This window comes from Tunturiibacter gelidiferens, assembly GCF_013410115.1.
GTDB lineage: Bacteria > Acidobacteriota > Terriglobia > Terriglobales > Acidobacteriaceae > Edaphobacter > Edaphobacter gelidiferens.
Genome location: NZ_JACCCV010000002.1, coordinates 1331014 through 1353411, shown reverse-complemented (window position 1 = coordinate 1353411; position 22398 = coordinate 1331014). Strand labels below are relative to the sequence as shown.

At 58.1% G+C, this 22398-nt stretch carries 21 protein-coding genes; 5 read left to right on the top strand and 16 right to left on the bottom strand.

The genetic code is table 11. The annotated features are described in order from the left end of the window. Positions 1-5: 5 nt before the first annotated feature. From lysC to HDF12_RS17670, 9 genes are all read right to left on the bottom strand, one after another. On the bottom strand, positions 6-1409 hold the full coding sequence (gene lysC, locus HDF12_RS17710; RefSeq protein ID WP_179587074.1) for a lysine-sensitive aspartokinase 3: 1404 nt from the start codon (positions 1407-1409) through the stop codon (positions 6-8). Between the two features lie 26 nt (positions 1410-1435). Beyond that, complete coding sequence (asd, locus tag HDF12_RS17705) at positions 1436-2557, bottom strand: aspartate-semialdehyde dehydrogenase (RefSeq protein ID WP_179585503.1); 1122 nt, start codon at positions 2555-2557, stop codon at positions 1436-1438. 147 nt (positions 2558-2704) lie between these two features. Then, entirely contained in the window at positions 2705-3070 is a 366-nt protein-coding gene (locus HDF12_RS17700) for a hypothetical protein (RefSeq protein ID WP_179585501.1), read from the bottom strand. Between the two features lie 43 nt (positions 3071-3113). After that, positions 3114-3917 (bottom strand): beta-sandwich domain-containing protein, encoded by an 804-nt coding sequence (locus HDF12_RS17695; RefSeq protein ID WP_179585499.1) that lies wholly within the window; start codon positions 3915-3917, stop codon positions 3114-3116. A 59-nt stretch (positions 3918-3976) separates the two neighbouring features. After that, a complete protein-coding gene (locus tag HDF12_RS17690) occupies positions 3977-5023 on the bottom strand; it encodes an isocitrate/isopropylmalate dehydrogenase family protein (protein WP_179585497.1) in 1047 nt (348 codons plus the stop codon). Positions 5024-5026: 3 nt separating this feature from the next. Beyond that, the gene (nrdR, locus tag HDF12_RS17685) at positions 5027-5500 is read right to left on the bottom strand and encodes a transcriptional regulator NrdR (protein ID WP_179585495.1); all 474 of its coding nucleotides are present in this window, start codon (positions 5498-5500) and stop codon (positions 5027-5029) included. Positions 5501-5738: 238 nt separating this feature from the next. Beyond that, positions 5739-6782, bottom strand: coding sequence for a lysylphosphatidylglycerol synthase transmembrane domain-containing protein (locus tag HDF12_RS17680; RefSeq protein WP_179585493.1), 1044 nt, complete (start codon positions 6780-6782; stop codon positions 5739-5741). A gap of 33 nt (positions 6783-6815) precedes the next feature. Further along, entirely contained in the window at positions 6816-7520 is a 705-nt protein-coding gene (locus tag HDF12_RS17675; RefSeq protein ID WP_179585491.1) for a lytic transglycosylase domain-containing protein, read from the bottom strand. 56 nt (positions 7521-7576) lie between these two features. Further along, positions 7577-8560, bottom strand: a complete 984-nt coding sequence (locus HDF12_RS17670; RefSeq protein WP_257025717.1) for an HAD-IIB family hydrolase — start codon at positions 8558-8560, stop codon at positions 7577-7579. A gap of 146 nt (positions 8561-8706) precedes the next feature. Here HDF12_RS17670 and HDF12_RS17665 point away from each other — a divergent pair, with 146 nt between their 5' ends. Continuing rightward, positions 8707-9060, top strand: a complete 354-nt coding sequence (locus HDF12_RS17665; RefSeq protein ID WP_179585487.1) for a hypothetical protein — start codon at positions 8707-8709, stop codon at positions 9058-9060. Between the two features lie 148 nt (positions 9061-9208). Next, positions 9209-10483, top strand: coding sequence for a threonine synthase (locus HDF12_RS17660; RefSeq protein ID WP_179585485.1), 1275 nt, complete (start codon positions 9209-9211; stop codon positions 10481-10483). 134 nt (positions 10484-10617) lie between these two features. Here the strand turns inward: HDF12_RS17660 and HDF12_RS17655 are convergent, their stop codons facing one another. The 3 genes from HDF12_RS17655 to HDF12_RS17645 form a co-directional block, all read right to left on the bottom strand. Continuing rightward, positions 10618-11181 carry a hydrolase gene (locus HDF12_RS17655; protein WP_179585483.1) on the bottom strand — a complete coding sequence of 188 codons (564 nt, stop codon included), beginning with the start codon at positions 11179-11181 and terminating at the stop codon, positions 10618-10620. A gap of 295 nt (positions 11182-11476) precedes the next feature. Further along, on the bottom strand, positions 11477-11806 hold the full coding sequence (locus tag HDF12_RS17650) for an STAS domain-containing protein (RefSeq protein WP_246374175.1): 330 nt from the start codon (positions 11804-11806) through the stop codon (positions 11477-11479). A 130-nt stretch (positions 11807-11936) separates the two neighbouring features. Next, positions 11937-12914 carry a zinc-dependent alcohol dehydrogenase family protein gene (locus HDF12_RS17645; protein WP_179585479.1) on the bottom strand — a complete coding sequence of 326 codons (978 nt, stop codon included), beginning with the start codon at positions 12912-12914 and terminating at the stop codon, positions 11937-11939. A gap of 1333 nt (positions 12915-14247) precedes the next feature. Between HDF12_RS17645 and HDF12_RS17640 the strand changes: the two genes are divergently transcribed. Beyond that, positions 14248-14424, top strand: a complete 177-nt coding sequence (locus HDF12_RS17640; RefSeq protein WP_179585477.1) for a hypothetical protein — start codon at positions 14248-14250, stop codon at positions 14422-14424. A 201-nt stretch (positions 14425-14625) separates the two neighbouring features. Here HDF12_RS17640 and HDF12_RS17635 read toward each other — a convergent pair whose 3' ends face one another. After that, positions 14626-15537 (bottom strand): IS1595 family transposase, encoded by a 912-nt coding sequence (locus HDF12_RS17635; protein ID WP_179585475.1) that lies wholly within the window; start codon positions 15535-15537, stop codon positions 14626-14628. 12 nt (positions 15538-15549) lie between these two features. Further along, positions 15550-15861, bottom strand: coding sequence for a hypothetical protein (locus HDF12_RS17630; protein WP_179585473.1), 312 nt, complete (start codon positions 15859-15861; stop codon positions 15550-15552). Between the two features lie 79 nt (positions 15862-15940). On the opposite strand from HDF12_RS17630, the gene HDF12_RS17625 reads away from it, so the two are divergent. Further along, positions 15941-17326, top strand: coding sequence for an MATE family efflux transporter (locus HDF12_RS17625; protein WP_179585471.1), 1386 nt, complete (start codon positions 15941-15943; stop codon positions 17324-17326). Positions 17327-17334: 8 nt separating this feature from the next. On the opposite strand, the gene HDF12_RS17620 is transcribed toward HDF12_RS17625, so the two are convergent. Together HDF12_RS17620 and HDF12_RS17615 are read right to left on the bottom strand one after the other, a co-directional pair. Then, a complete protein-coding gene (locus tag HDF12_RS17620; protein WP_179585469.1) occupies positions 17335-18255 on the bottom strand; it encodes a DMT family transporter in 921 nt (306 codons plus the stop codon). A gap of 91 nt (positions 18256-18346) precedes the next feature. Further along, complete coding sequence (locus HDF12_RS17615; protein WP_257025716.1) at positions 18347-20464, bottom strand: M13 family metallopeptidase; 2118 nt, start codon at positions 20462-20464, stop codon at positions 18347-18349. Between the two features lie 161 nt (positions 20465-20625). Between HDF12_RS17615 and HDF12_RS17610 the strand changes: the two genes are divergently transcribed. After that, positions 20626-22287: a hypothetical protein gene (locus HDF12_RS17610; RefSeq protein ID WP_179585467.1), complete on the top strand. Its 1662-nt coding sequence runs from the start codon at positions 20626-20628 to the stop codon at positions 22285-22287. The last annotated feature ends 111 nt before the right edge of the window (positions 22288-22398 follow it).

Here is a 22398-nt window from a genome sequence, read left to right as displayed (position 1 = left end):
CCTTTCTAAGCCTTGCTCTCTAGCTGAACCCTGTTCGCAACATCGAACACCGTCTCATCCGGGTTCGCAAAGAAGTGGTTGTGCAAACTGCGCACCGCCTCCTCTACATCCTCTTCATCGATCATGAAACTCATATTGATCTCGCTCGCTCCCTGCGAGATCATCCGCACATTCACATGGCTGATCGCCGAAAATACCTGGCCTGCAATGCCATTGTGTCCACGAATATCCTCTCCCACCAGGCAGACCAGGGCCTTGTGCCCCTCCATCTTCACGTCCGCAATCTTCGCCAGCTCCGCGCAGATCTCCGGCAGTTGCTGATTGCTGTCCACCGTCAGCGAGATACTCACCTCACTCGTCGAGACCATATCAATGGCGCACTTCCACTTATCAAAGACATCAAACACAGCCTTCAGATACCCATGCGACATCAACATCCGACTCGCGACGACATCAATAATCGTCAACCGCTTCTTCGCCGCGATGCTTTTGAACGGACTCGCGCACTTCGCCGCCATCGCTGTAATCTTCGTGCCTTCATTCTCCGCATTGCGCGAGTTCAGCACCCACACCGGAATGCTCTTCTGCACTGCGGGCAAGATCGTCGCCGGATGCAGCACCTTCGCGCCGAAGTAAGCCAGTTCAGCCGCCTCTTCAAAGCTGATCGTCTTCACCCGCAGCGCATCCGGGCATATCCGAGGATCGGTCGTCATAATTCCATTCACGTCGGTCCAGATCTCAATCGCGCCCGCATGCATCCCGCCACCCACCAGCGCAGCGGTGAAGTCACTCCCCCCACGCCCCAGCGTAGTGGTCACACCCTCCGCCGTCGATCCGATAAATCCGCCCATCACCGGCGTCTTTCCAACTGCAACCAGCGGCAAAACAATCTCCGCCAGCTTCGCTTCAATCGCTGCATCCTGCGGCACCGCCTTGCCATAGCTTGCATCGGTAATAATGCAGCTTCGAGCGTCGACATGTGCGCCCTGCAGCCCGTGCTGATCCAGCGCTTCCGCCATCATCCTGCTCGACAGCCTCTCGCCAAAGCTCACCACCAGATCATTCGTACGCGGAGTCAGCTCTCCCACCGCCGCGATTCCACGCAGCAGATCGTCCAGCGCATCGAACTCCTGGTGCAACATCTGCTGAACTCGAACGCACCGCTCCCCCTCAAGCAACGCGGTCGACGTATCGATATGCCGGTGCCTCAACCGAGCGCCAATCGCCAGCGACCCAGCCTTGTCACCGCGTCCAGCCGCAGACGCAGCAGACAACAACAGATCCGTCACCTTCGCCATCGCCGATACCACAACGACAGCCTCCAGCCCCTTCTCCCGTCGTCCGCGAACGATCGCCGCAGTCCGCTTCATGGCCGGCGCATCTTCCACCGACGTGCCGCCAAACTTCATCACGACCAGCTTCTCTCGCGCTACACTCAAGCCGTCACCGCCACGGCCCTGGCCGAAAACCTCTCCAATGGAACGCCCAACTTATCCAGTTTGCCCAACAACGCCAGCACCTCCGCGTTCAACACCGCCGCGCCTGCGGCTCCGCGAATCGTATTGTGCGACAACACCACAAACTTCCAATCCAACAAAGTGCACTCGCGCAAACGTCCCACCGTCGCCGCCATCCCATGCCCGCGCATCCTGTCCAGCCGAGGCTGCGGCCGGTCCACTCCCTCGGCATACTCCACCGGCTGATCAGGAGCGGTCGGCAGATGTTGTCCCTCCAGCGGCAAAAACTCTTTCCACGCCGCCAGAATCTCCTCGCGCGTAGCCTTCTTCTTCAGCTTGATGCTCACGCACTCCGTATGTCCATCCTCCACCGCCACCCGGTTGCAATGCGCGCTCACCTTCGCATCCAGCAACTCGATCTTCGAGCCCTTGCGCTCCCCCAGCAGCTTGCCGACCTCTTCCTGCAGCTTCTCCTCTTCATTCTTGATGAACGGCACAACGTTCCCCAGAATGTCGAGCGATGCCACCCCCGGATAGCCCGCGCCGCTTACCGCCTGCATCGTCGAAACGAACAAGCTCTCAATGCCAAACTTCTCTTCAAGCGGCTTCAGCGCCAGCACCAGCCCAATCGCGCTGCAGTTAGGATTTGTGACGATATATCCACCACGCCCGCCATGCTCCTTCCGCCAACTCTGCGTCTCCAGCAGCGCAAGATGATCCGCATTCACCTCAGGCACCACCAACGGCACATCCGCCGTCATCCGAAACGCGCTGGAGTTCGAAATCACCGCGCATCCCGCTGCCGCAAACTGCGGCTCCAGCTCCCGCGCAATATCCGCATCCAGCGCGGCAAAGATAATCTTTGGCAGCTCAATCGCCGAGCCCTCAGGAACATTTGGCTGCAACGTCATCGCCGCGATTCGCTTTGGCAGTGGAGTATCCAGCTTCCACCTGCAAGCATCGGCGTACGTCTTCCCAGAGCTGCGATCGCTCGCCGCCAGCCACGCAATCTCGAACCACGGATGATTGCTCAAAAGTTGAATGAATCGCTGCCCGACCATTCCGGTCGCGCCAAGAATGCCAACCCTGCGTCGTTCCATCCACTAAGAATAACGCGCCGGCCGAACACCGTCACTCACCCATAAGCCGACCAACGGAAGGACCAAGCGGAAAACTCAACAAAAAAGGTATACAAGTCACGAAGTAACCGCCCTCCGCGCAGGAGGCCCGTCCGGCAGGACGGGCCTCTAATTATCCCGCCGCCGCGAGCGCGTCATCCGGTGCCCACCGCCCGCCCACACCAACAAGGCCACCAGCAGATGGAGCAGAAACCAGAAGTGAATCCCCTGATCCTGATAGATCAGATACAGCACCAGCGCCCTTGGCAGCAGTAGCCAGAAAAGCAGAGGAACCAAGCCCTGGAAGTGTGGTGGTGTCAGATCGAAGTGAAACGGCCCCAGCAACCCCTGAAACCAAGCCACGACCATCGCCAGCCGTGGCAGAAACAGAGCAAACACCAGAAACCAAAGCGGCAGCGCATGTACCACGAAGGCCAAATCAACCGTAAACTGCGCCGAATGCTGTGCCGCCAACACCGCCAATCCTGCAATCATCCCGCCTCCGTAGCTGTCCTTTGATTTTTTTCGCGATCAACTTCTACTTCACGCTGAAACTGAAGTCCGCCTTCGTCGTTCCCTTCGGCTCAACCGTCACCGTCATCGTCTGCTCGCCGAGCTTCTCGTGCACCGCCGCCAAAGTATACGTCCCCGCCGGCAATCCAGTGATCCCAAAATGTCCATCGGCATCCGTCACCGCAAAAAACGGCGTCGCCGACACATTGATAAACGCGTTCATCCAGGGATGGTTATTGCATCGCACCGGAATCATCACCTCCGGCTGATTGAACTGCTTCACCTGCGGCGCGCCCTTCGGCCCCTGCGAGATATCGATCGGCTGACTTCCCACCACCGTCGGCATCGTATGAATGTTGTGCATCGTCGAGTCTGAGTTCCTGAACTCCACCGACCCGCCCCGCACCACTGCGATCACATGCGGCACATACTTGCATCCCACCTGGTCCAGCACCACCGGAGCAGGCGTCGGCCCACCCGCCAGCATCGCAGCCGGAGGCCCGCTCTTGATATACACGTACACATTCCCGAGCTTGCCACCCTTCACCGCATACTGCTCCGCAAAGTTGTCTCCCGCAGTCATCGAGCAAACTGGATCCATCGACATATCGATCTTCACAGGCTCCGCGGTCTTCCCAACAAAACGGATTGTTCCAGTCACCATTCCCAGAGTCGCCTTGTCGAACTGAACAGTCGAAGCCGGAGGAGTGGTCGGCACCGTCGCCGTGTTTCCATCCCCGCTATGCTTCACTGCGTCACTCGGCTTACATCCGCTCAACCCTGCCGCTGCAATCGCGGCGGCCATCAACCAACCACAAATCCGCCTCATACCACCTCACACAACCGACCCTTTGTTGAGAACCTCAGAGTTGCATCAAACACCCAGACTTAAGCCGCCGCCACTGGAGCTTCCATCGCCTCCACCACTGCATCCGCAAACGCCTTCGTCCCGCTCGTGCCGCCAACATCCTTCGTCAGTGTCTTTCCTTCGCGATAGACCTGCTCCAGCCCAGCCTGCACGCGCTCTGCCGTCGCTGGCTCATCGATGTGGTGAAGCATCAGCACCGCGCTCTGCAGCAGGGCAGTCGGATTCGCCATATCTTTTCCCGCAATATCAGGAGCCGACCCATGCACCGCCTCAAAGATCGCGCACTCCGTCCCCAGGTTCGCCCCTGGCACCAACCCAAGCCCACCCACAAACGCACTGCAAAGGTCGCTCAGAATATCCCCATACAAATTCTCAGTCAGCAAAATGTCGTACTGATAAGGATTCATCACCAACTGCATACATGTGTTATCAACAATGTGCTCGTGGTACGCGATCTCCGGAAAATCCTTCCCGACCGTCTGACAGCACCGAAGAAACAGGCCATCGGACAGCTTCATGATGTTCGCTTTATGGATCGCATGAATTTTCTTCCGCCCATGCTTCCGCGCATAGTCAAACGCAAACTTCGCAATCCGTGTCGAACCCTTCTCGGTAATAATCTTCAGAGCCTGCACCACCCCCGGCACCACCTCATGCTCGAGGCCAGCGTACAGATCCTCCATATTCTCGCGCACAATCACGAGATCCAGCCCAGGATACTTCGTCTTCAAACCCGGCAGATTCTTCACCGGCCGAAAGTTCGCAAACAGCTCAAACTTCTTTCGCAGCGTCACGTTGATCGAAGCGAACCCTCCACCAACCGGCGTAGTCACCGGCCCCTTCAGCGCCACGCGATTCTTCTCGATCGAGTCATACAACACCTTCGGAATGTACTCACCCGTCTTCTCGAACGCATTCGCCCCCGCGTCATATGGGTGCCAGTCAAACGCCACACCCGTCGCCGCACCCGCGGCCTCAAGAATCTTCACCACCGCGCCAGAGACCTCCGGGCCAATCCCATCTCCCGCAATCAAAGTAATCCTGTGCGTCTTCTTCGTTGCCGTCATTCCCTACCGCCTTTTCTTTAGGTCTTTTCCATTCAGAAGCTCTTCCAACTCTTCCTTGAACTCGCGAACATCCTTGAAGTCCCGATACACACTCGCGAACCGAATATACGCAACCGTATCGATCTCCTTCAGCCGCGACATAATCAACTCGCCAACCTCATTGGTCGTCCGCTCTCGCTCCGGAGAATCGACCACATACGCCTCGGTCTCATCTACGATCCGTTCCAGATTCACAGCGGCGACCGGCCTCTTTTCGCAAGCATGCAGCAGCCCGCTCAGCACCTTCTGCCGGTCGAACTTCTCCCGCCGTCCATCTTTTTTCACCACCATGTAGGGGATCTCGTCGATCCGCTCATACGTCGTGAATCGCTTGTTACAGCCTTCGCACTCCCGTCGCCGGCGTATCGAATCGGCGTCTTTACTCTCGCGTGAATCGACAACTCGGTCCTGGGCAAAACCACAGTAGGGGCACTTCATCGGAATAAATCGATTCTAGCAGCGCGTGTCCTGCCAGACGGGCGCCCTGCGCGGGCGGCGGTCACTTCGTGACGGGTATACCTGTCTCGGCAAGTCGTCAGCAAAGATCCTCCCGTTGGTCGGAATCACGATCGCCGACCAACGGGAGGCCAGCGCCCTTCACTCACCGCAAAAAGGTACACAAGTCACGAAGTGACCGCCGCCCGCGTAGGGCGCCCGTCCGGCAGGACATCGCCTTCTACCCCTCCACCACCGCAGCCCCAGCCGCCTCGCTCTCCTGCGCCACCTTCTTCAAGCTCACATGCTCCACCCGCGAATAAATCAACCCAGTAGGAATGATGCAAAGAAAAGTCACCACCAGCAGTAACGCTCCGCAAGCCGTAGCAGCCTCTATCGGCGCACCATAAAACGTATGCATCGCCGCAGCCGTAATCGCAATCTGAGTAAACCACCCAATGATCGGCAGCTGCACCAAAGACCCGCCAATACTCGCCGCCATCAGCAGCATCGTCCGCGAAAACGTCACCCCTGCCAACTCAGGCGTATGCACAAACGCATGCGCCGTCTCCAAATAAGCGAACCCGATCATCATCCATATCGTCAGCGACAGCAGCGTCACCACACCAAAGTCCCGCGCCGAAGACAACGCATTCAGCCCATCCCGGAACCCGATAATCTTCGTAGCAATACTCTCTCCAGCAGGCTTCGAAACCAGCCCCACCGTCCCCCGTGCGAATGACGCCACCGCCCCACCCGCCGCCCGCACCACACCCGCAAAGATAGCAATCGCCAGCGTCGCCGCCATGCTCAACACGCCTGCCCGCACGAACACCTCATGATGCGGCAGCCCCTTAGGAGTAAACGCCAGCGCTCCAGAAAAGATAAGCGCAGCCGCGCCCAGATCAAACATTCGCTCAATCGTCCAAACCGCCACCTGGGAACTCAAGGACAGATTCTCCCGCCGCGATATCAGGTACGGCCGAGTGAAATCAGCCAGCCGCCCAAACAGTGCCACAGCCGTAAAGCCAATAAACTGCGAACCCACCAGGGAAGTGGCCGCAACCTTCTTCGTCGGCGACAGAAACACCGACCACCGCACCGCCCGCAGATAAAACGTAACGTAAATCAGCACAATACCCGCAACGATATGTCCCACGCTCACATACCGAAGCTGTTGCCAGAAGTTGGCCCAGTCAAACTGCACCTTGGCCCGAAACAACCACACCAGCACCACCAGCGCGACTGCGCCGACTCCCCACACCACTCCATTACGCTTCGTCATCAATCTCTCTCTTGGTCTGTAGCCTGTGCTGTCTTACCGTGCCTGAGCGACCATTGCCATCTGCTTCCGCCGGTTGAACTCGCGAATCACTCTGGCCACATACGCCCGCGTCTCGCGATACGGAGGCACCCCGTGATACTTATCCACCGCACCCGGCCCGGCGTTGTAAGCAGCCAGTGCCAACGCCACATTGTCGTGATAGCGCGTCAGCATCAAATCCAGATACGCCGTACCGCCCGAGATATTCTGCTCCGGACGAAACGCATCCTCCACGCCCATCGCACTCGCAGTCCCTGGCATCAGCTGCATCAAACCCTGCGCGCCCGTCCGCGAAACTGCCCTTACCTGTCCGCCACTCTCTGCCCTCACCACACTCGCCAGCAGATCCTCATCAATGTTGTGCGCTGTTCCCGCATGCGCCAACATCTCATGCATCTCTTCCTTCGTCGGTGCGGTCATCAACGTTACTGCGGACGGCGCCTTCACCTCCGCCACTGGTTCCGGCAAATCCGCGATCATCTCCACCCGAACCACTGCGTCCGAAGCGACGTCCATATAGTTCGAATCGGACGCGGGCTTACCCTTCTCAACAAAGTAGAGACGGACCCTATCCCCAACCGCCTCCCGCCGAACGCAATCCACCTCGAACCCGTTCTTCAGCGTCACATGCTCAGCCGCGTGCGCCAGCGGGCACACCGCCGCCAACGCTACGCCGAACACAAACGCTTTAAGACACATTGCCACCTTCAAAGCCTAACACCCTCAACCCTCCACCGACCCGATCAAAACTCCCACTATCGTGTCACTGGCAGACCGTTCAACACCGCTTCAATCGCCTCCGCGACACCATCCTCATCATGCCGCAGCCCCATCACCCACCCTCTCTCTGCAGCCATCGCCTTCAAATCCTCCGGAGCGTTCCCCATCAACACCGCCTGCCCCGCAACCTCCAGCATCGAAACGTCATTCCAGTTATCCCCAATCGCCAGAATCTCCTCCGCCTTCACCCCATGCGTCTCCGCCACTCGCAGCAGCGCCGACCCCTTGCTGCACCCCGCCGGCAAAATATCCACGATACTCAAATCCCGCTCCGGATACTCCGTCCGATGCAGCGCCGCCTCCGCGCCAACAGCCCTCCCCTGGGGAGAAATTCCACCCTTAGTCCGCCCAATATCCTGCAACCGCCCCACTTCATCCTTCCCGAGCGGCGTAACCCCAACAGCCGACACCCCCGGATGCTCCAGCAGCCGCGCCTCCGCCCGCCGCATCCGCTCCACCGTCCCGCAAAGCATCATCTGGATCGGCGCGTGCCCCTCCAGCGCCTTTTCAATCGGCACCACACATTCGATATAAGGCTCATTCGCCGCCACCCACCTGCCGATGCTCGCGTTCAGCTCCGCCAGATGCTCCACCACCAGTGCCCCCCGCACATCCTCCCCATCGTCGCCCACCTTATCGAAGGTAACCACCAGCGCATCGCGAAACTCCTCCACATGTCCACATAGCCACCGTGCCGTTTCCACCGGCAGCAACGTCCTCTCCAGCAGCTGCGCCCCAATCGTCCGCGTCACCGTCCCATTCGAGCTGATCAGCGCATCCTCCTCCCGCAAACCCAGCCGACGCAGCACCTTCATCGCATAAGAGTGCCGCCGCCCCGTAGCCACCACCACCTGCGCCCCGGCCCTCTCCGCCGACTTCATCGCGGCCAGATTTCGCTCGCTCACCTGTCCATCGGGCCCCACCAGCGTCCCGTCCATATCCACCGCGATCAAACGCATTCCTAACCTCGATTCCTCTGCATATTCTCTCATTTCTCTTGAATACATATCCATAAACCATTCATTTTCTTTGATTTACTGGAAATTCACTCGACATTCACCTGCCCCTGGGCGACACTGGAAGCAGGCACCACAAAGGCTTGTTTATGTTTCACAAAAATGTACTAACCTCCCTCGGGAGCATCTCACCGCAGCAAATTCCAGCTTCTTCTCCCCAGCTCCCCAATCGAATTACGCTGGTTCCCCCAGGCGGCGAAGCTCCGCCCCAGAGGAAACCATCTCCGCTCCTCGACCTGATCGCCATCGCCGCCCCGCGTTGTTCCTCGTTCTTCGCAGAAGCGGCGGTCCTCGTCCTTGTCTTGGCCCTGCTCGACAGGTTCATGCTCAAAGGCCGGATGGAGCTCAACTGGGTCATCAGCGCCTTGGCCATCAGCGTCGCGCTGCTCATCGCCAGCATCGTCACGGACTTCTCGTCCCGCCGCTGGCTCCAGCGCCACTGACGATTTGATTACAACCTCATCACGAGTCAGATCGCAAAGCCCCACGCGGTCTGACCAGTAACCATCGACAAAGGAAAATCTCACTCATCAGTCTTTACCCTGTTGAGAATGCGTCTTTTCGCCCAAGGTATCCGTTAGCATCTAATATATGGCCGTTATTGTTTCGCTCGAATGTTCTCGCTGTCACCACCACCTCTCTGCCGAAACTCCTCAAACTCTTTGCCCCCTCTGCGCCGGCTCCCTCTACGTCCGTTACGACATGGACAAGCTTCGCCAAACCGCAAAGCGCGAAGACATCGCCGCCCGCGCCGCAGCCTCCCCAGCGAGCCTCGGCATGTGGCGCTACTCCAGCGTCTTGCCAGACGTAACCCCCGTCACCCTCGGGGAGGGCTGGACCCCCATGCTCCACAGCAAGCGCTACCCCGGCCTCTACATCAAGGAAGAAGGCGCAAACCCCACCGGCACCTTCAAGGCCCGCGGCCTCTCGCTCGCCGTCACCATGGCGAAGCACTACGGCCTCCAGCATCTCGCCGTCCCCTCCGCAGGCAACGCCGCCGGAGCCCTCGCCGCCTACGCCGCCGCAGCAGACATCAAGGCCCACATCTTCATGCCCCAGGACGTCCCCTTCGCCAACTACCTCGAAGGCATCGTCTACGGAGCCGACGTCACCATGGTCGACGGCCTCATCTCTGACTGCGCCCGCCTGGTCGCCGAAAACATCAAGGCTCAGCGCGACGCCAACACCCCCGCAAATCAGGTCTGGTTCGACATCTCCACCCTCAAGGAGCCCTTCCGCGTAGAAGGCAAAAAAACCATGGGCTACGAACTCGTCGAGCAGCTGGGCTGGACCTACCCCGACGCGGTCTTCTACCCCACCGGCGGCGGCGTCGGCCTCATCGGCATGTGGAAGGCCTTCGACGAAATGGAGCAGTTAGGCTGGGTCGAGAAGGGAAGCAAGCGCCCAAAGATGTACGCCCTCCAGGCCTCCGGCTGCGCCCCCGTCGCCAAAGCCTTCGCAGAAAATAAACCGGCCAGCGACTTCTTCGAGAACGCGGCCACCTTCGCCGCCGGCCTTCGCGTTCCCAAGCCCTACGGCGATGCCATCATCCTCGACATCGTCCGCCAGTCCGGCGGCGCATCCCTCGCCTTCTCCGACGAGCAGATCCTTGCCAGCATCCTCGACTGGGCCAAACACGAGGGCATCTTCCTCTCCCCCGAAGGTGCCGCCGCCACCGCGGCCTACGACGCCCTCCTCGCCACCGGCGACCTCAAGGCCACCGACAAGGTCGTCCTCTTCAACACCGGCGCCGGCCTCAAGTACACCGACATGACCGCGGAAGCCATGCACCTCAAGCGCCCCAGCGAAAAGAAAGCCCATCTCCCCAGCAGTATGCCGGTAGGAGGCATCATCACCCCACAGTAAGCCCATTCCGACCAAAGGGAGGACCCACGCACATCACCCACCAAGACCGGTACACACGTCACGAAGTGACCGCCTCCCGCGCAGGGAGCCCGTCCGGCAGGACTCACGAAACAGGATAGAGCGCGCCATCCCGCCTACCCGAGCGCCTTCACAATCTGCGTCACACTCCGAACCCGCCCCATCATCGGAAACACATTCTTTATCGGGAACTCATGCGCCTCCGCGCTCACGCTCGACATCGCATCCTCGGCGAACACCACCTCATACCCCTGATCGAACGCAGCCCGCGCGGTAGACTCCACGCCAAAATTAGTAGCGATCCCGCCAATCACGATCGTCTTGATCCCACGCCGCCTCAAATGCAGTTCGAGATCGGTCCCATAAAACGCGCCCCACGACCGCTTCTTCACAATCAGATCCTCCGCCTGCACCCCGGCCTCCGGAACAAACTCAGTGGCATTCGGCGGCGGCGTGCCTCGCATCAAAGACGTATCCACCGGCAGCTGCAGCATCTCCGGAATCAGCACCTTCACGAAAATTACCGCCGCGCCCTTCTTCCGAAACGTCTTCGCCAGCCCAGCGCACCGGCTCACCACATCAGCCGAGCTATACGGCGCCAGATCCATTGCCGCAATGCCATACTCCAGATCGATCAGCACCAGCGCCGTCGTCTTCGGATCAAGAACAAGATCGCTCACAGAACCCCCTTGGTATCTCTCGATATAAAGATGCGAAAACTTCGCGGCGAGGCTTCTTCACAAAAAGGAAAACAGCCCTGTTTTGCAGTTAAGTTTGTTCTTTGGATGTTGTTCTTCTGTCGTGGCTGTTGCCTGTTCTTCTGTCGTGGCCGTTGCCTGTTCTTTTGTTTGTCATTCCGCACCTGAGCGAAGTCGAAGGGGGAGGAATCTGCGGTGGCCGTTGCCGTTGTCTTTTCTAAAGATCCGCGTCCTCGCCGAAGATCAATATCAGCCCTTCAGTGTGACGGACAGGCTCCTAGAGACTTGCCTCCGCCGCATCCACCGTCGGGAAGGTCTTCAAGACTTTGTGCACCTTCGTCATCTCCAGCAGCGACTCAATCCGCTCATTCGCCCCCGCCAGCAGCAACTTCCGCCCATGACTCTCCGCCGACACGTAGTAGTTCATCAGTAGCCCCAGCCCGGCCGAATCCATATACGGACTCTCGCTCAGATCCACAATCATCACCTGCGGCGTCTGTCCGCGAAACTCATTCTGAAATCCGAAGATCGTAGACAGGGTCAGCGGTCCAGCGAGCTTCAGGATCGTCGTGCCCTCGCTCTTTCCGGGCGTAAAACTATGAGTCAAAGGTTGATCAAGCATGTTTGAAAGTGTAGCAAGCCTCCCCGGCCGCAGATTACAGCCGTGTAAATCCTGCAGACCCGCTCGCCACTCCCAAAACAAACGCCACACTCCGACTCGAACATTCACAATTACGTTAGAGATCGACCACCACTTTACCCAGAGCACCGGACTCCACCAATGCATGGGCAGCATCAAGATCTGTTCCGGCAAAGGGTCGTTCGTTCATCATCGGCCTCAGCTTACCGTCATCAACCAGCGCCGCCGCCTCGCGAAGAATCTCCCCATGATGCGCCTGCCCCACTCCCGTTAGCAGAGGCATCAGCGTAAACACACCCGAGTACGTCGCTCCGCGAAACGAAAGCGGAGCCAGGGAGTGCGTGCTCCATCCCAGGCAACTCACCACATGGCCGCTATACCTCTTCACTGCAACAAACGATGCGTCAATCGTCGCACCGCCCACCGTGTCATACACAATATCGAAGCCCTCACCATCGGCATACTGCACGACATATTGCTCCGCCGAAACCGCGCGGTAGTCGATAGCCGTTGCACCAAACTCTTCCACGACTCGTCGCTTCTCCGCCGAAACCGTAGCGAACACCTCCGCGCCAAACGCCTTCGCAAGCTGCACCGCAACATGCCCCACTCCACCCGCACCCGCATGCACCAGCACCTTCTGTCCCCCATGCACCTTCGCGCGATCAACCATGCCCTCCCACGCCGTAATCGTGATCAACGGCAGAGCCGCGGCCTCGCGCATCGAAAGCGACTTCGGCTTCCTTGCAATCAGGTCGGCATTCGCCACCACGAACTCCGCCAGTGCCCCCTGCAGCCCACCCACGCCGCCCACCATGCCATAAACCTCATCACCCGGTCGAAACGCCGTCACCCCCGAACCAACCTCCTCCACCACCCCAGCCATATCAAGCCCCAGCACCGCAGGCAACGGCTGCTTCGCATGAGGAGCCTTCCCCGCGCGAATCTTCGTGTCCAACGGATTCACGCCACTCGCGTGCACACGAACCAGCACCTGGCCTGCCAACGGAACAGGGCGGGGAAGTTCTACCTGCATAAAAGCTGCTTCGGGACGTTCCACAATAAAGGCGCGCATTCGGTTCTCTCATCCTGTGAGTAATTTGTAGTTAACCTGTTCCAACCATCGGGGCCACAAACGTTTGATTCGGCGGCCTCCAAAGCGGTCCGGCCACCTCCAGCCGAAAGCTGTCAACCCCCAAACTCACAAATCCCCGCGCCAGACAAGCCGATTCGCTCCTGAGCAGAGTCGAATGACACAAACACCGAATTCTGCCCTTAAGCCGTTGCAGCCATGGAATCTGTCCTCAAGCCGTTGCCATCATCCTGAGCGGCGCGAAGGATCCCGATGAACCTCTAACCTGCCCTCACCGCTCGTTCCTTTCAGCCCACCCTCTCCAAGCCGTTGCCGGAATTCTGTCCTCAAGCCGTTGCCGCTATGGAATTCTGTCCTGAAGCCGTTGCCGCTATGGAATTCTGCCCTCAAGCCGTTGCCGCCATGGAATCTGTCCTCAAGCCGTTGCCGTCATCCTGAGCGGAGCGAAGGATCCCGATGAACTCTAACCTGCCCTCACCGCTCGTCCCTTTCAGCCCACCCTCTGCTGCGTTGTCTATTCTCCCCTCGCGACAGAGCTGCTCCTATTTATCACAATCTACGGCCGTACCGCTCTTTGCCCTTGTCAACCCCCAAACTCACCAATCGCCGCGCCACACAAGCAGATTCGCGTGGCGTATGAGTTTCATTCCACCAGTTATACTGGTAGCAGACTTCAAAAAAGACCCCGGCGTAACCCGGGGTTTCGTCTTTTCCGGAAAAATCTCGAGCTAAATATAACAAAACAAGTATTTTAGGCATAAGTCTCTAAGAATCAATATTTTACAGACACCATAGGCTTCTATCTTGCAGATTCGATTGAACTTGCGTCCAAAATAAATGATTATATGTTTCACGTAGGACGTTGAAACTAAAAGACATTAATCTAAAACGAGTTTACTTGACAACGCAAATCCCTGAAATTAAAAGGTTTTCCTTTGTCTCGAAACTCCCATCTAGCCGACATTCCGATCACAACCCGCTATGGGGTCGAAGCTAGATGGCATCCGAGCCTGAGTTGCCTATACGCCAAAGACGATGCTGATGGTTGGGTGTGGTGTAGCTGCAAGCTGGTTATCGAGGGTCGTTTGGTATGGTTCCTGCCTCAAAGTCAATCCCGTCTTTGCTTAGGTATTGTTGCTGATGGCCACAGTTAGCGCATTTGATTTCCGTTAGCGGGACAACATGCCAATCGGCCTGATTCGGCGCAAGGTTGAGATTTAGGTCTTCCAAGATGATTCCAGCCTTGCACTTCTTACATTGAACTCCGAAATGTGCCGACAATCTTTTGTCTCCTTTAATTCCCTACAATATTCGCATGGCCGAAGACATCATGTTCGACAAAGACAAGCTAGAAGCCGTTCTCAAACGGATGATTGACGCGAAGCCGACCACGTTCAAAGAAGCTGTTGCAAAGCCCAAATTGAACAAGGATGGATCGCCGCGCAAGAAGAAATCTGTCCAGAAAATGGACAGACCCTCCCCACAGGGTTAGCTGCAGGAAGGGAGTTTCTGTAAATCGCCCCTTTACCGCTTTGCGGCTGGCTTAGTTGTTCTCAACTGTCGCCAGAGAGCCAAGCAAGCAGAAACAAGCAGAACAACATGGTAAAAGTTGTTTACGTAATGCATGGTTATCCTCAGTGCCTACCTTCATGCTCCCGATGTTCTGCGGAGTTTGGTGGTCTGAGTCAGAACGTTAGAAGATCAGATCCTTATAGGGCAATGGCTTTCTAGTTGCCATGTTTTCAAGGGTCATGTTGAACAACCAAGGTTGTAGGCCGCGACGGTTATATCGCCAGCAGAACTCACCAAGGTATCTATCAAGGTGATCGGCTGAAAGCTGGTGATAGTTGCCTACCAAACCCCGTTTGAACAACGAAAACGCATTCTCTACCGTTTGTGTCGAAGTCCAGTTCTTGTTGTAGAGTTCGTGCTTGTGGATGCCGACCACATGCCGATCTTTCGGAAACATCGACTTGTATTTCTTATCGCCGTCTGTGACAACCTTCTCAGTTTTCTTGTCCAGTTTTTCTCTCAGAACGGGCCGAATATGCCAATCTTTGGAAGACTTCACACGCTGTAGATGAATGCTTCCGTCACGTTCTGCGATGCCGACAACAACGGTCTTAGACTTCTTGCCACCCTTTACGCCTTGACCACGTCTGCGACCACCAACATAGGTTTCGTCAATTTCTACAGTGACCGATTCACCACCAAGTTTCATTGATTTAGGTTCTTGCATGGCTTCGCGGATTCGGTGGCACAGATGCCATGCTGTCTTGTAGGTAATCCCGAGATGCCGCGCCACCTGACTAGCAGAGATGCCCTTCTTAGCCTCAGTCATTAGGGTGATCGCCATGAACCATTTAGTCAGTGGAAGATGTGAGTCGTGAAAGATCGTATTGGCTGTTGGGCTAAAGTGAAGACCACAGTCAGCGCATTCAAACTTGCGGTATATCTTGCGTGTTGTGCCTTTGGTTTCAATCAAATAGCACTTATCATGGTCGCAAGCTAAACACCGCACCCCATTCGGCCATCTTGTCTTGATCCAGAACGCAAGAGCCATCTCTTCATTAGGAAAAGTCTTAGCAAGTGAGTAAAGATTCATCAGCCACGTCTCCTAGTTTGACTTACGTGCTTCTGGCATGGTCGCGAGCAAACGCTCGACTTCATGGATGTCCGCCACATGCTCAAGACGAAGCAAAAGTGGCTCGTATTGTTCAGAGATATTTCGGTACGCAGGAGTCTGACGAGCGAGTTCTAGAGCGATCTCCCATTGATCCACCGGAACAAGACCTTGTTCAGCAATCGTTAGCATTCCGCGAAGAGTATGAACGTCAGCTAGCTGAGTTGTGTACTCGCGAATCAAAGCAGCAATCTTTCGGGGAAACTCAGGCGGCATCGAAGACATAGCTTTTTTACCTAAAAACAATTATGTGCTCTGACCCAACCTACGTCAAGCATATAATCATTCCAAAATACCCCGAGAGGGGGGAGGGGGGTACCCAGAAATGTCCATTCGCCAGCAAATCCCGCCCGTGCTCACGCTCGCCCTCCCGCTCATCCTCGCCGAACTCGGCTGGATGTCCATGGGCATCGTCGACACCATCATGGTCGGACACATGGCCAACCCCGCGCTCGCCATCTCCGCCGCCGCCCTCGGCCAGGTCCTCTACAACACCATCGCATTCGGCATTGCCGGAATTCTCCTCGGCCTCGACACCTACCTCTCCCAGTCCCACGGTGCAGGTCGCTTTGAAGAAGCCAACCGCTGGCTCCTCCACGGCCTCATCCTCGCCGCTGGCCTGGCCCTCACGCTCATCCTCATAATCCTCTGCGCCCCGGCGCTCATGCTCCGCCTCCCCATCGACCACGCCGTCCTCACCGGCTCGGTCGCCTTCCTCGGCGCTCTCAACTACGGCACCCCGGCACTCTTCCTCTACTTCACCCTCCGCCGCTACCTTCAGGCCTTCAACCACGTACGCCCCATCGCCGTCGCCCTGGTCACAGCAAACCTCATCAACGTCTGCGGCAACTGGCTACTCATCTACGGCCATGCCTTCGGCCCCTTCCATATCCCCGCCCTCGGCGTCACGGGCGCAGGCCTCGCCACCTCTTTCTCCCGCTGCTACCTCGCCCTCTTCATGGTCATCGCCCTATGGCGCATCGAGCGCCGCCACCACTACGGCCTCCGCAGCATGGCCCGCCACTTCGAGCCGCGCCGCCTCCGCCGCCTCGCCCTCCTGGGAGCACCCGCCGGCGGTCAGATCTTCGTCGAAATCTCCATCTTCGGCATGGTCACCTTCCTCATCGGAGTCATGGGACGCCTCCCCCTGGCCGGCCACGAGATCGCACTCAACTGTGCCAGCTTCACCTTCATGGTCCCCTTCGCCATCTCCGCCGCAGCCGCGGTGCGCGTCGGCCAGGCCATCGGCCGCAAATCCCCCGCCGAAGCCGCCTCAGCAGGATGGGCCGCAATCCTCCTCGGCGCAGGCGTCATGGCCTGCTTCTCCGCTGTCCTCCTGCTCTTCCCCCACGCCATCGCCGCCAGCTTCACCACTGACCGCGACGTCATCGCCGCAACCATCCCTCTGCTCTTCGTCGCCGCCATCTTCCAGTTCTTCGACGGCCTCCAGATCACCGCCACCGGCTCCCTTCGGGGTGCAGGAAACACCCACGCCGGCCTCGTCGTCCAGATCGTCGGCTACTGGGTCATCGGCCTCCCCATCGGCTACCTCTTCGGCTTCCGCCTCCACTACGGAGCCGTCGGCCTCTGGCTAGGCCTCTGCGCCGGCCTTATCGTAGCCGGCACCACCCTCACCCTCATCTGGCGCCACACCACCAAAAAATTGAAGTCGTCGACCGTGACCCAGGAGCCACTAACAACCATCCACTAGCCACAACTTCAACCAGCCAGAGCCATATCCTCGCGCACCCTGGTCTTCGACCGCGTCGTCAACGTAACCGCCGAAGCAAGAATCAACCCACCCCCAACCCACGCGCTCGGCCCCAGCCGCTCTCCCAGCACAATCACTCCCAGCAGACTCCCGATCAGCGGCTCCATATTCAGCAGCACACCCGCCTGCGAAGCTGGAACCTGAGTCATCCCCCAGTTCCAAAGCAGCGTAGTGGCGGCCGTACAAAGCACCCCACTGGCCGCCAGCGCCAGCCATGCCTTCACCGAAACCCCCGCCACCGGCGGCATCCCATACCGCACCGGCACCCACACCATCAGCATCAAGGTCCCCAACAGCAACCCATACGCCGTCACCACAATATGCGAGTGCCGCCCCATCAACTCCTTATTGAAAAGAATCCAGAACAGCGCAATCAGCAACGACACCACCACCAGCGCATCCCCAGCCAGTGTAGCGCCACCCTTGGCATGCAATCCGCCACCCAGCGCAATCAGGCCCGCCCCGCAAGTAGATCCCGCCAGAGCCACCCACCCCACCCAATCCATCCGCTCATGCGCAAACACCGCCGCCCCCACCGCAAGAATCACCGGCATCGTCCCCACCATCAGCGCAGCATGACTCACTGTCGTAATCGATAGCCCGTAAAACTGAATCAGAAACTGCAGCGGCACCCCCATAAACGAAGCAACCACCAACAACCCCCACTCCCGTCGATTCAATCCCGGACGATGCGTTACCAGCAGCGGCAGCAAAACCACCATCGCAAACAGGAACCGGTACAGCACCATATGCGCAAAGCCCATCTCCGCCAGCGCAATCTTTCCAAAGAAAAACCCGCATCCCCACAACGAACTGGCCAGCGCACAAGCAGCAAACCCCAGTGCCCGTCTCTTCTCCAAAACCGCCATACTTCCACTCTCGCACACTTAAAAGCGGACGGGAGAGAAAGCCGAAGCCTCTCTCCCGCAGCGTCCCGAATTCGAATACTAAGCTAATTCGCTACCAGACGCGGCAGCTCTTTACCGGCACCATCGGCGACCCCTTCTTGCAGCCGAAAGCCGCCGCAAATCCTGGCTGATTCACAATCGCTCCATTCGCGCGGAAGTGATCCGGCGAGTGAGGATCCGTCAACACCTGCGTCCGCACCTGCTCCGGCCTTGAGTTCTCGCACCAGTTCTGCGCATAGCCGATGTAGAACCGCTGCGGCGCCGTGTATCCATCTTTCTTCGTCGCCAGATCCACGCCCTCCTTCTTCGCACGATCGAGGTAAGCCATATAAGCCAGCAGCAAACCGCCATTGTCCGCAGTGTTCTCGCCCAGCGTCAGCTTGCCATTCACCTTCACATCGTCAACGGCGACAAAGCTGCCATACTCATCCGCAAGACAGTCCGTCCGAGCTACGAAGTTCTTCGTATCCTCCGGTGTCCACCAGTCGCTCAGGTTGCCCTTACCGTCGAACTTCTTGCCCTCATCGTCGAACCCGTGGGTCAGCTCATGTCCAATCACCGCGCCGATATGACCATAGTTCACTGCATCATCCTGCTTCGGGTCGTAGAACGAGGGCTGCAGAATGCCAGCAGGGAAGTTGATGTCGTTCATGCTCTGGTTGTAGTAGGCATTCACCTCCGGAGGAGTCATGCCCCACTCGCTGTGGTCCACCGGCTTGCCGATCTTGTTCAACTGGCGGTCATTCTCAAACGCATCCGCACGTCGAGCATTACCCAGTGCGTCATCCGGTTTGATCTCGAGTTTCGAGTAATCGCGGAACTTATCCGGATACCCGATCTTGTTCGCCACCTCGTGCAGCTTCTCCTTTGCCTTGACCTTGGTCGCGGCAGACATCCACTCCAGTTGGTCGATATCCCGTCCCATCGCTGCCTCAATGTCGCCGACCATCTCCACCATCTTCGCCTTACTGTCTCCCGCAAAGTACTGCTCCACATATACCTTGCCCAACGCCTCACCCAGCGCGCCATTCACGGAGTTCGAGCAGCGCTTCCATCGTGCTGCCTGCTCGGGCTGACCATTCAGAATGCGTCCGTAGAAGTCGAAGTTCTCTGCATCGAACCTCTTCGGCAGCCTGCCCGCCGATGTCGTCAACACCTGATATCGCATGTAGGCCTTCAGCGTCTCCAAGTCGGTCGCCTGGATCTCCTGCTCGAGAACAGGAAAGAAATCGGGCGTCGAATTGTTAATCTCTGTCACATGCGGAGAGTGCATTTCATCCTCGAACTCTCCAAATTTGAACCCCGGCAGACTCGCCTCGAACGTCGCAATCGGCTGCAAGTGGTAGGTCTTCTCCGGGTCGCGCATCTCAGTTACGCTCATCGACGCTTTGGCCAGCGCGGTCTCGAACGTCATGATCGATTGCGCATCCTTCTTTGCCTTCTCGGGAGAGCTCCCCGCGAGTTCCAGCATCTTTGCTACGTGAGCAACATACTGCTCTCGCAACTCGACGTCCTTCGCTCCGGTTCGAAGGTAATAGTCTTTTTCCGGTAACCCAAGCCCACCCTGCTGTGCAATCGCAATCTGCTTGGTCGCGTCCTTATAATCCTGCTGTTCCCCATAACCGAAGAACACATTCACGCCAATCCTCTGCAGCTTCCCCATCAGTGGCGGCAGGTCAGACTTGCTCTTCACCGCGTCGATCTCGTGCAAAAGCGGTTCAACCGGAGCCAGTCCTTTCGCTTCAATGGCGTCCGTATCCATGCACGCCTTGTAGTAGTCGCCAATCTTCTGCTCATCGGGCGAACGTCCCGTGCCGCCAGCAGCAGCCTTGTTCAAAATCCCATTCAACGATTGAGTGTTCACGTTATAAAGCGCGTAGAACTGGTCTACGTTCGGTTGATCTGAGGGGATCGGATGGTTCGCCGCGAACTTCCCGCAGGCAAACTTGTAAAAGTCGTTACAGGGATCGACCGAAGTATCCAGAGAGGTAGTATCAAATCCCGGAATCGGCAGATAAGTCTCGGTTGGCTTGCTATTGTCGCTCACCACCTTGGTCTGCTGTGCCAATCCGGCACTCCAGGCGCCGGCCATAGCCAAGCCAATTACTAAACCAACTCCAGCCCGGCGTCTCATCGTGCCAGGCACTCCCAACATCCATGTGTTCGACATTTCATCATCCTTTGTGCGCAGAACTTCTGCAGCCTTTGTATCACCAACCCAACGCCGGCCATTATTTTCACCCGTTCGTCCGCATACCTTGGCGTCGCCCGCGCGTCTGTGAAAGCATTACAGCCAGCGTTCTCGGTGAGCAGAGATACGCATCTACTCCCATGACGGTTCCCAGATCTCTCATTTCGACGTTCCGCCGCCGCCTCCCGCTTATTGGTGTTGTTCTTTTTTCCCTCTCTTCCCCCCTTTTCGCAGCCCGAGGTCCCGAGCCTCCGCTGCGCCTGCCACTGGAACCGTTCGGCTTCCAACCGCTCTCCGAGCAGTTCCTTCTCGCAGGCAGCTCCATGTTGACGATCCACTATGTCGACAATCAACACCTCTTGCTCACCTTCAGCGCCCGTCACCTCCTCAAGCGCCTTCCCGACGAGCCCGAGGACGATATGGACCGCACCATCGACGCCGTCCTCCTCGAACTTCCCTCTGGCCACATTTTGGCCCGCACCACGTGGCGCACCCACGACCATGGCCAATATCTTTGGAGTCTGGGCCACGGTCACTTCCTCCTCCGTATCCGCGACACCCTCACTACCTTCGCTCCTCTCGCCAATCTCTCCACCAGCCAGCCCTTTGCCGAGCACCCTTTTCTCTCCACAGACAACCGCCGCATAGCCGCCGTCATCCTCTCTCCCGATGCCGACCTCCTCACCGTCGAGACCGTCAAGCGCACTCCGGCCCCTCCCAAACCGAAGACTCCACTCTTCGGCCCAACCCCGGTCGAGCCGGCTCCTGAACCCCCCGTCGTTCAAATCAATTTCTATCGCCTCCACCTGCCACCGGAATCTGGTGCTGCAGTCAAATCCAACTTCGCCGGTGTCGCCCACTCCAGGGGCACGGGAGGAGTCCCGGTCACCATCGCCGGCTATCTCGCCACCGTGGACCAGGGCCATCGTCATTACGCCTTTGACTTCCACTCCTACGCCGGCAAGGTCGACGAGCTCTCTCCCTTCGACTCCACCTGCCGCCCCTTCCCACTCTTCGTCAGTCACAGTGAGTTCATCGTCTTCGGCTGCCGTGCCGGCAATGCCATCGGTGCAGTCGGCGGCTTCAACATGAGGGGGCAGGAGATGTGGGAACAAGGTCTCTTCGGCGACTTCATCGCTCCGTCCCTCGTCTACGCCCCGTCCAGCGGCCGATTCGCCCTTAGCCGCGTCCTCCTCCACTCCTCCGCCATCTCCGATCAGCCCATTAGCGCCGACGAGATCTCGTCGCAAACCGTCGTCGTCTATCAGACCGACAGCGGCAAGCAAATCCTCCACGCCGACTGCACCCCCGTAGAGCGCGCAGGCCAAAACTTCGCCCTCTCCCCCGACGGCCTCTCCCTCGCCCTCATCCACGCCAACGCCATCGAGATCTACCATCTCCCACCCCTCACCCCCAAAGAGGAGAATGCGGTCAAACTCGCCCAGACCTCCGCTCCGCCCGAAAACGATCTCCCCGTCCGCTTCGTCACCCAACCCTCTCCGTCAGCCGAAGAGGCCGATTCCACCGTTCAACCCGAAGCTCAGCCCGCCAACGCCGTCGCCCCAACCCCAGCAAACACAGCTACATCGACCTCCGATTCCGCACAGCCGCCTGCACCCGCAAACCAAGCCCCCGCTGCGGCATCCAGCGATGCTGCTGAAGCATCGACCGACGCCGCACAAGCCTCTGGCGACCCGTCACCCGAAGTCCACCGCAAACCGCCCACCCTCTACACCCTCCCCACAGACAAACCATCAGATCGCCCAGCCAATTCCGACCGCCCAAAGGACAACCCTCAATAAGCTCTCTCATCCAAAAACAATCTGCACCGACGAAGCAATCGGCACTACGAAACGATCTGCACCCGCTAAATCATCCGCACTCACGAATCGTCATCTCGACCAATGCACGAG

What these genes read in the sequence shown, in the direction of transcription:
- lysC (WP_179587074.1), bottom strand. Translation starts at nt 1,409, where the DNA reads ATGAAGTTTGGCGGCACGTCGGTGGAAGATGCGCCGGCCATGAAGCGG.
- asd (WP_179585503.1), bottom strand. Translation starts at nt 2,557, where the DNA reads ATGGAACGACGCAGGGTTGGCATTCTTGGCGCGACCGGAATGGTCGGG.
- HDF12_RS17700 (WP_179585501.1), bottom strand. Translation starts at nt 3,070, where the DNA reads ATGATTGCAGGATTGGCGGTGTTGGCGGCACAGCATTCGGCGCAGTTT.
- HDF12_RS17695 (WP_179585499.1), bottom strand. Translation starts at nt 3,917, where the DNA reads ATGAGGCGGATTTGTGGTTGGTTGATGGCCGCCGCGATTGCAGCGGCA.
- HDF12_RS17690 (WP_179585497.1), bottom strand. Translation starts at nt 5,023, where the DNA reads ATGACGGCAACGAAGAAGACGCACAGGATTACTTTGATTGCGGGAGAT.
- nrdR (WP_179585495.1), bottom strand. Translation starts at nt 5,500, where the DNA reads ATGAAGTGCCCCTACTGTGGTTTTGCCCAGGACCGAGTTGTCGATTCA.
- HDF12_RS17680 (WP_179585493.1), bottom strand. Translation starts at nt 6,782, where the DNA reads ATGACGAAGCGTAATGGAGTGGTGTGGGGAGTCGGCGCAGTCGCGCTG.
- HDF12_RS17675 (WP_179585491.1), bottom strand. Translation starts at nt 7,520, where the DNA reads ATGTGTCTTAAAGCGTTTGTGTTCGGCGTAGCGTTGGCGGCGGTGTGC.
- HDF12_RS17670 (WP_257025717.1), bottom strand. Translation starts at nt 8,560, where the DNA reads ATGCGTTTGATCGCGGTGGATATGGACGGGACGCTGGTGGGGCCCGAT.
- HDF12_RS17665 (WP_179585487.1), top strand. Translation starts at nt 8,707, where the DNA reads ATGTTTCACAAAAATGTACTAACCTCCCTCGGGAGCATCTCACCGCAG.
- HDF12_RS17660 (WP_179585485.1), top strand. Translation starts at nt 9,209, where the DNA reads ATGGCCGTTATTGTTTCGCTCGAATGTTCTCGCTGTCACCACCACCTC.
- HDF12_RS17645 (WP_179585479.1), bottom strand. Translation starts at nt 12,914, where the DNA reads ATGCGCGCCTTTATTGTGGAACGTCCCGAAGCAGCTTTTATGCAGGTA.
- HDF12_RS17640 (WP_179585477.1), top strand. Translation starts at nt 14,248, where the DNA reads ATGGCCGAAGACATCATGTTCGACAAAGACAAGCTAGAAGCCGTTCTC.
- HDF12_RS17635 (WP_179585475.1), bottom strand. Translation starts at nt 15,537, where the DNA reads ATGAATCTTTACTCACTTGCTAAGACTTTTCCTAATGAAGAGATGGCT.
- HDF12_RS17625 (WP_179585471.1), top strand. Translation starts at nt 15,941, where the DNA reads ATGTCCATTCGCCAGCAAATCCCGCCCGTGCTCACGCTCGCCCTCCCG.
- HDF12_RS17620 (WP_179585469.1), bottom strand. Translation starts at nt 18,255, where the DNA reads ATGGCGGTTTTGGAGAAGAGACGGGCACTGGGGTTTGCTGCTTGTGCG.
- HDF12_RS17615 (WP_257025716.1), bottom strand. Translation starts at nt 20,464, where the DNA reads ATGTCGAACACATGGATGTTGGGAGTGCCTGGCACGATGAGACGCCGG.
- HDF12_RS17610 (WP_179585467.1), top strand. Translation starts at nt 20,626, where the DNA reads ATGACGGTTCCCAGATCTCTCATTTCGACGTTCCGCCGCCGCCTCCCG.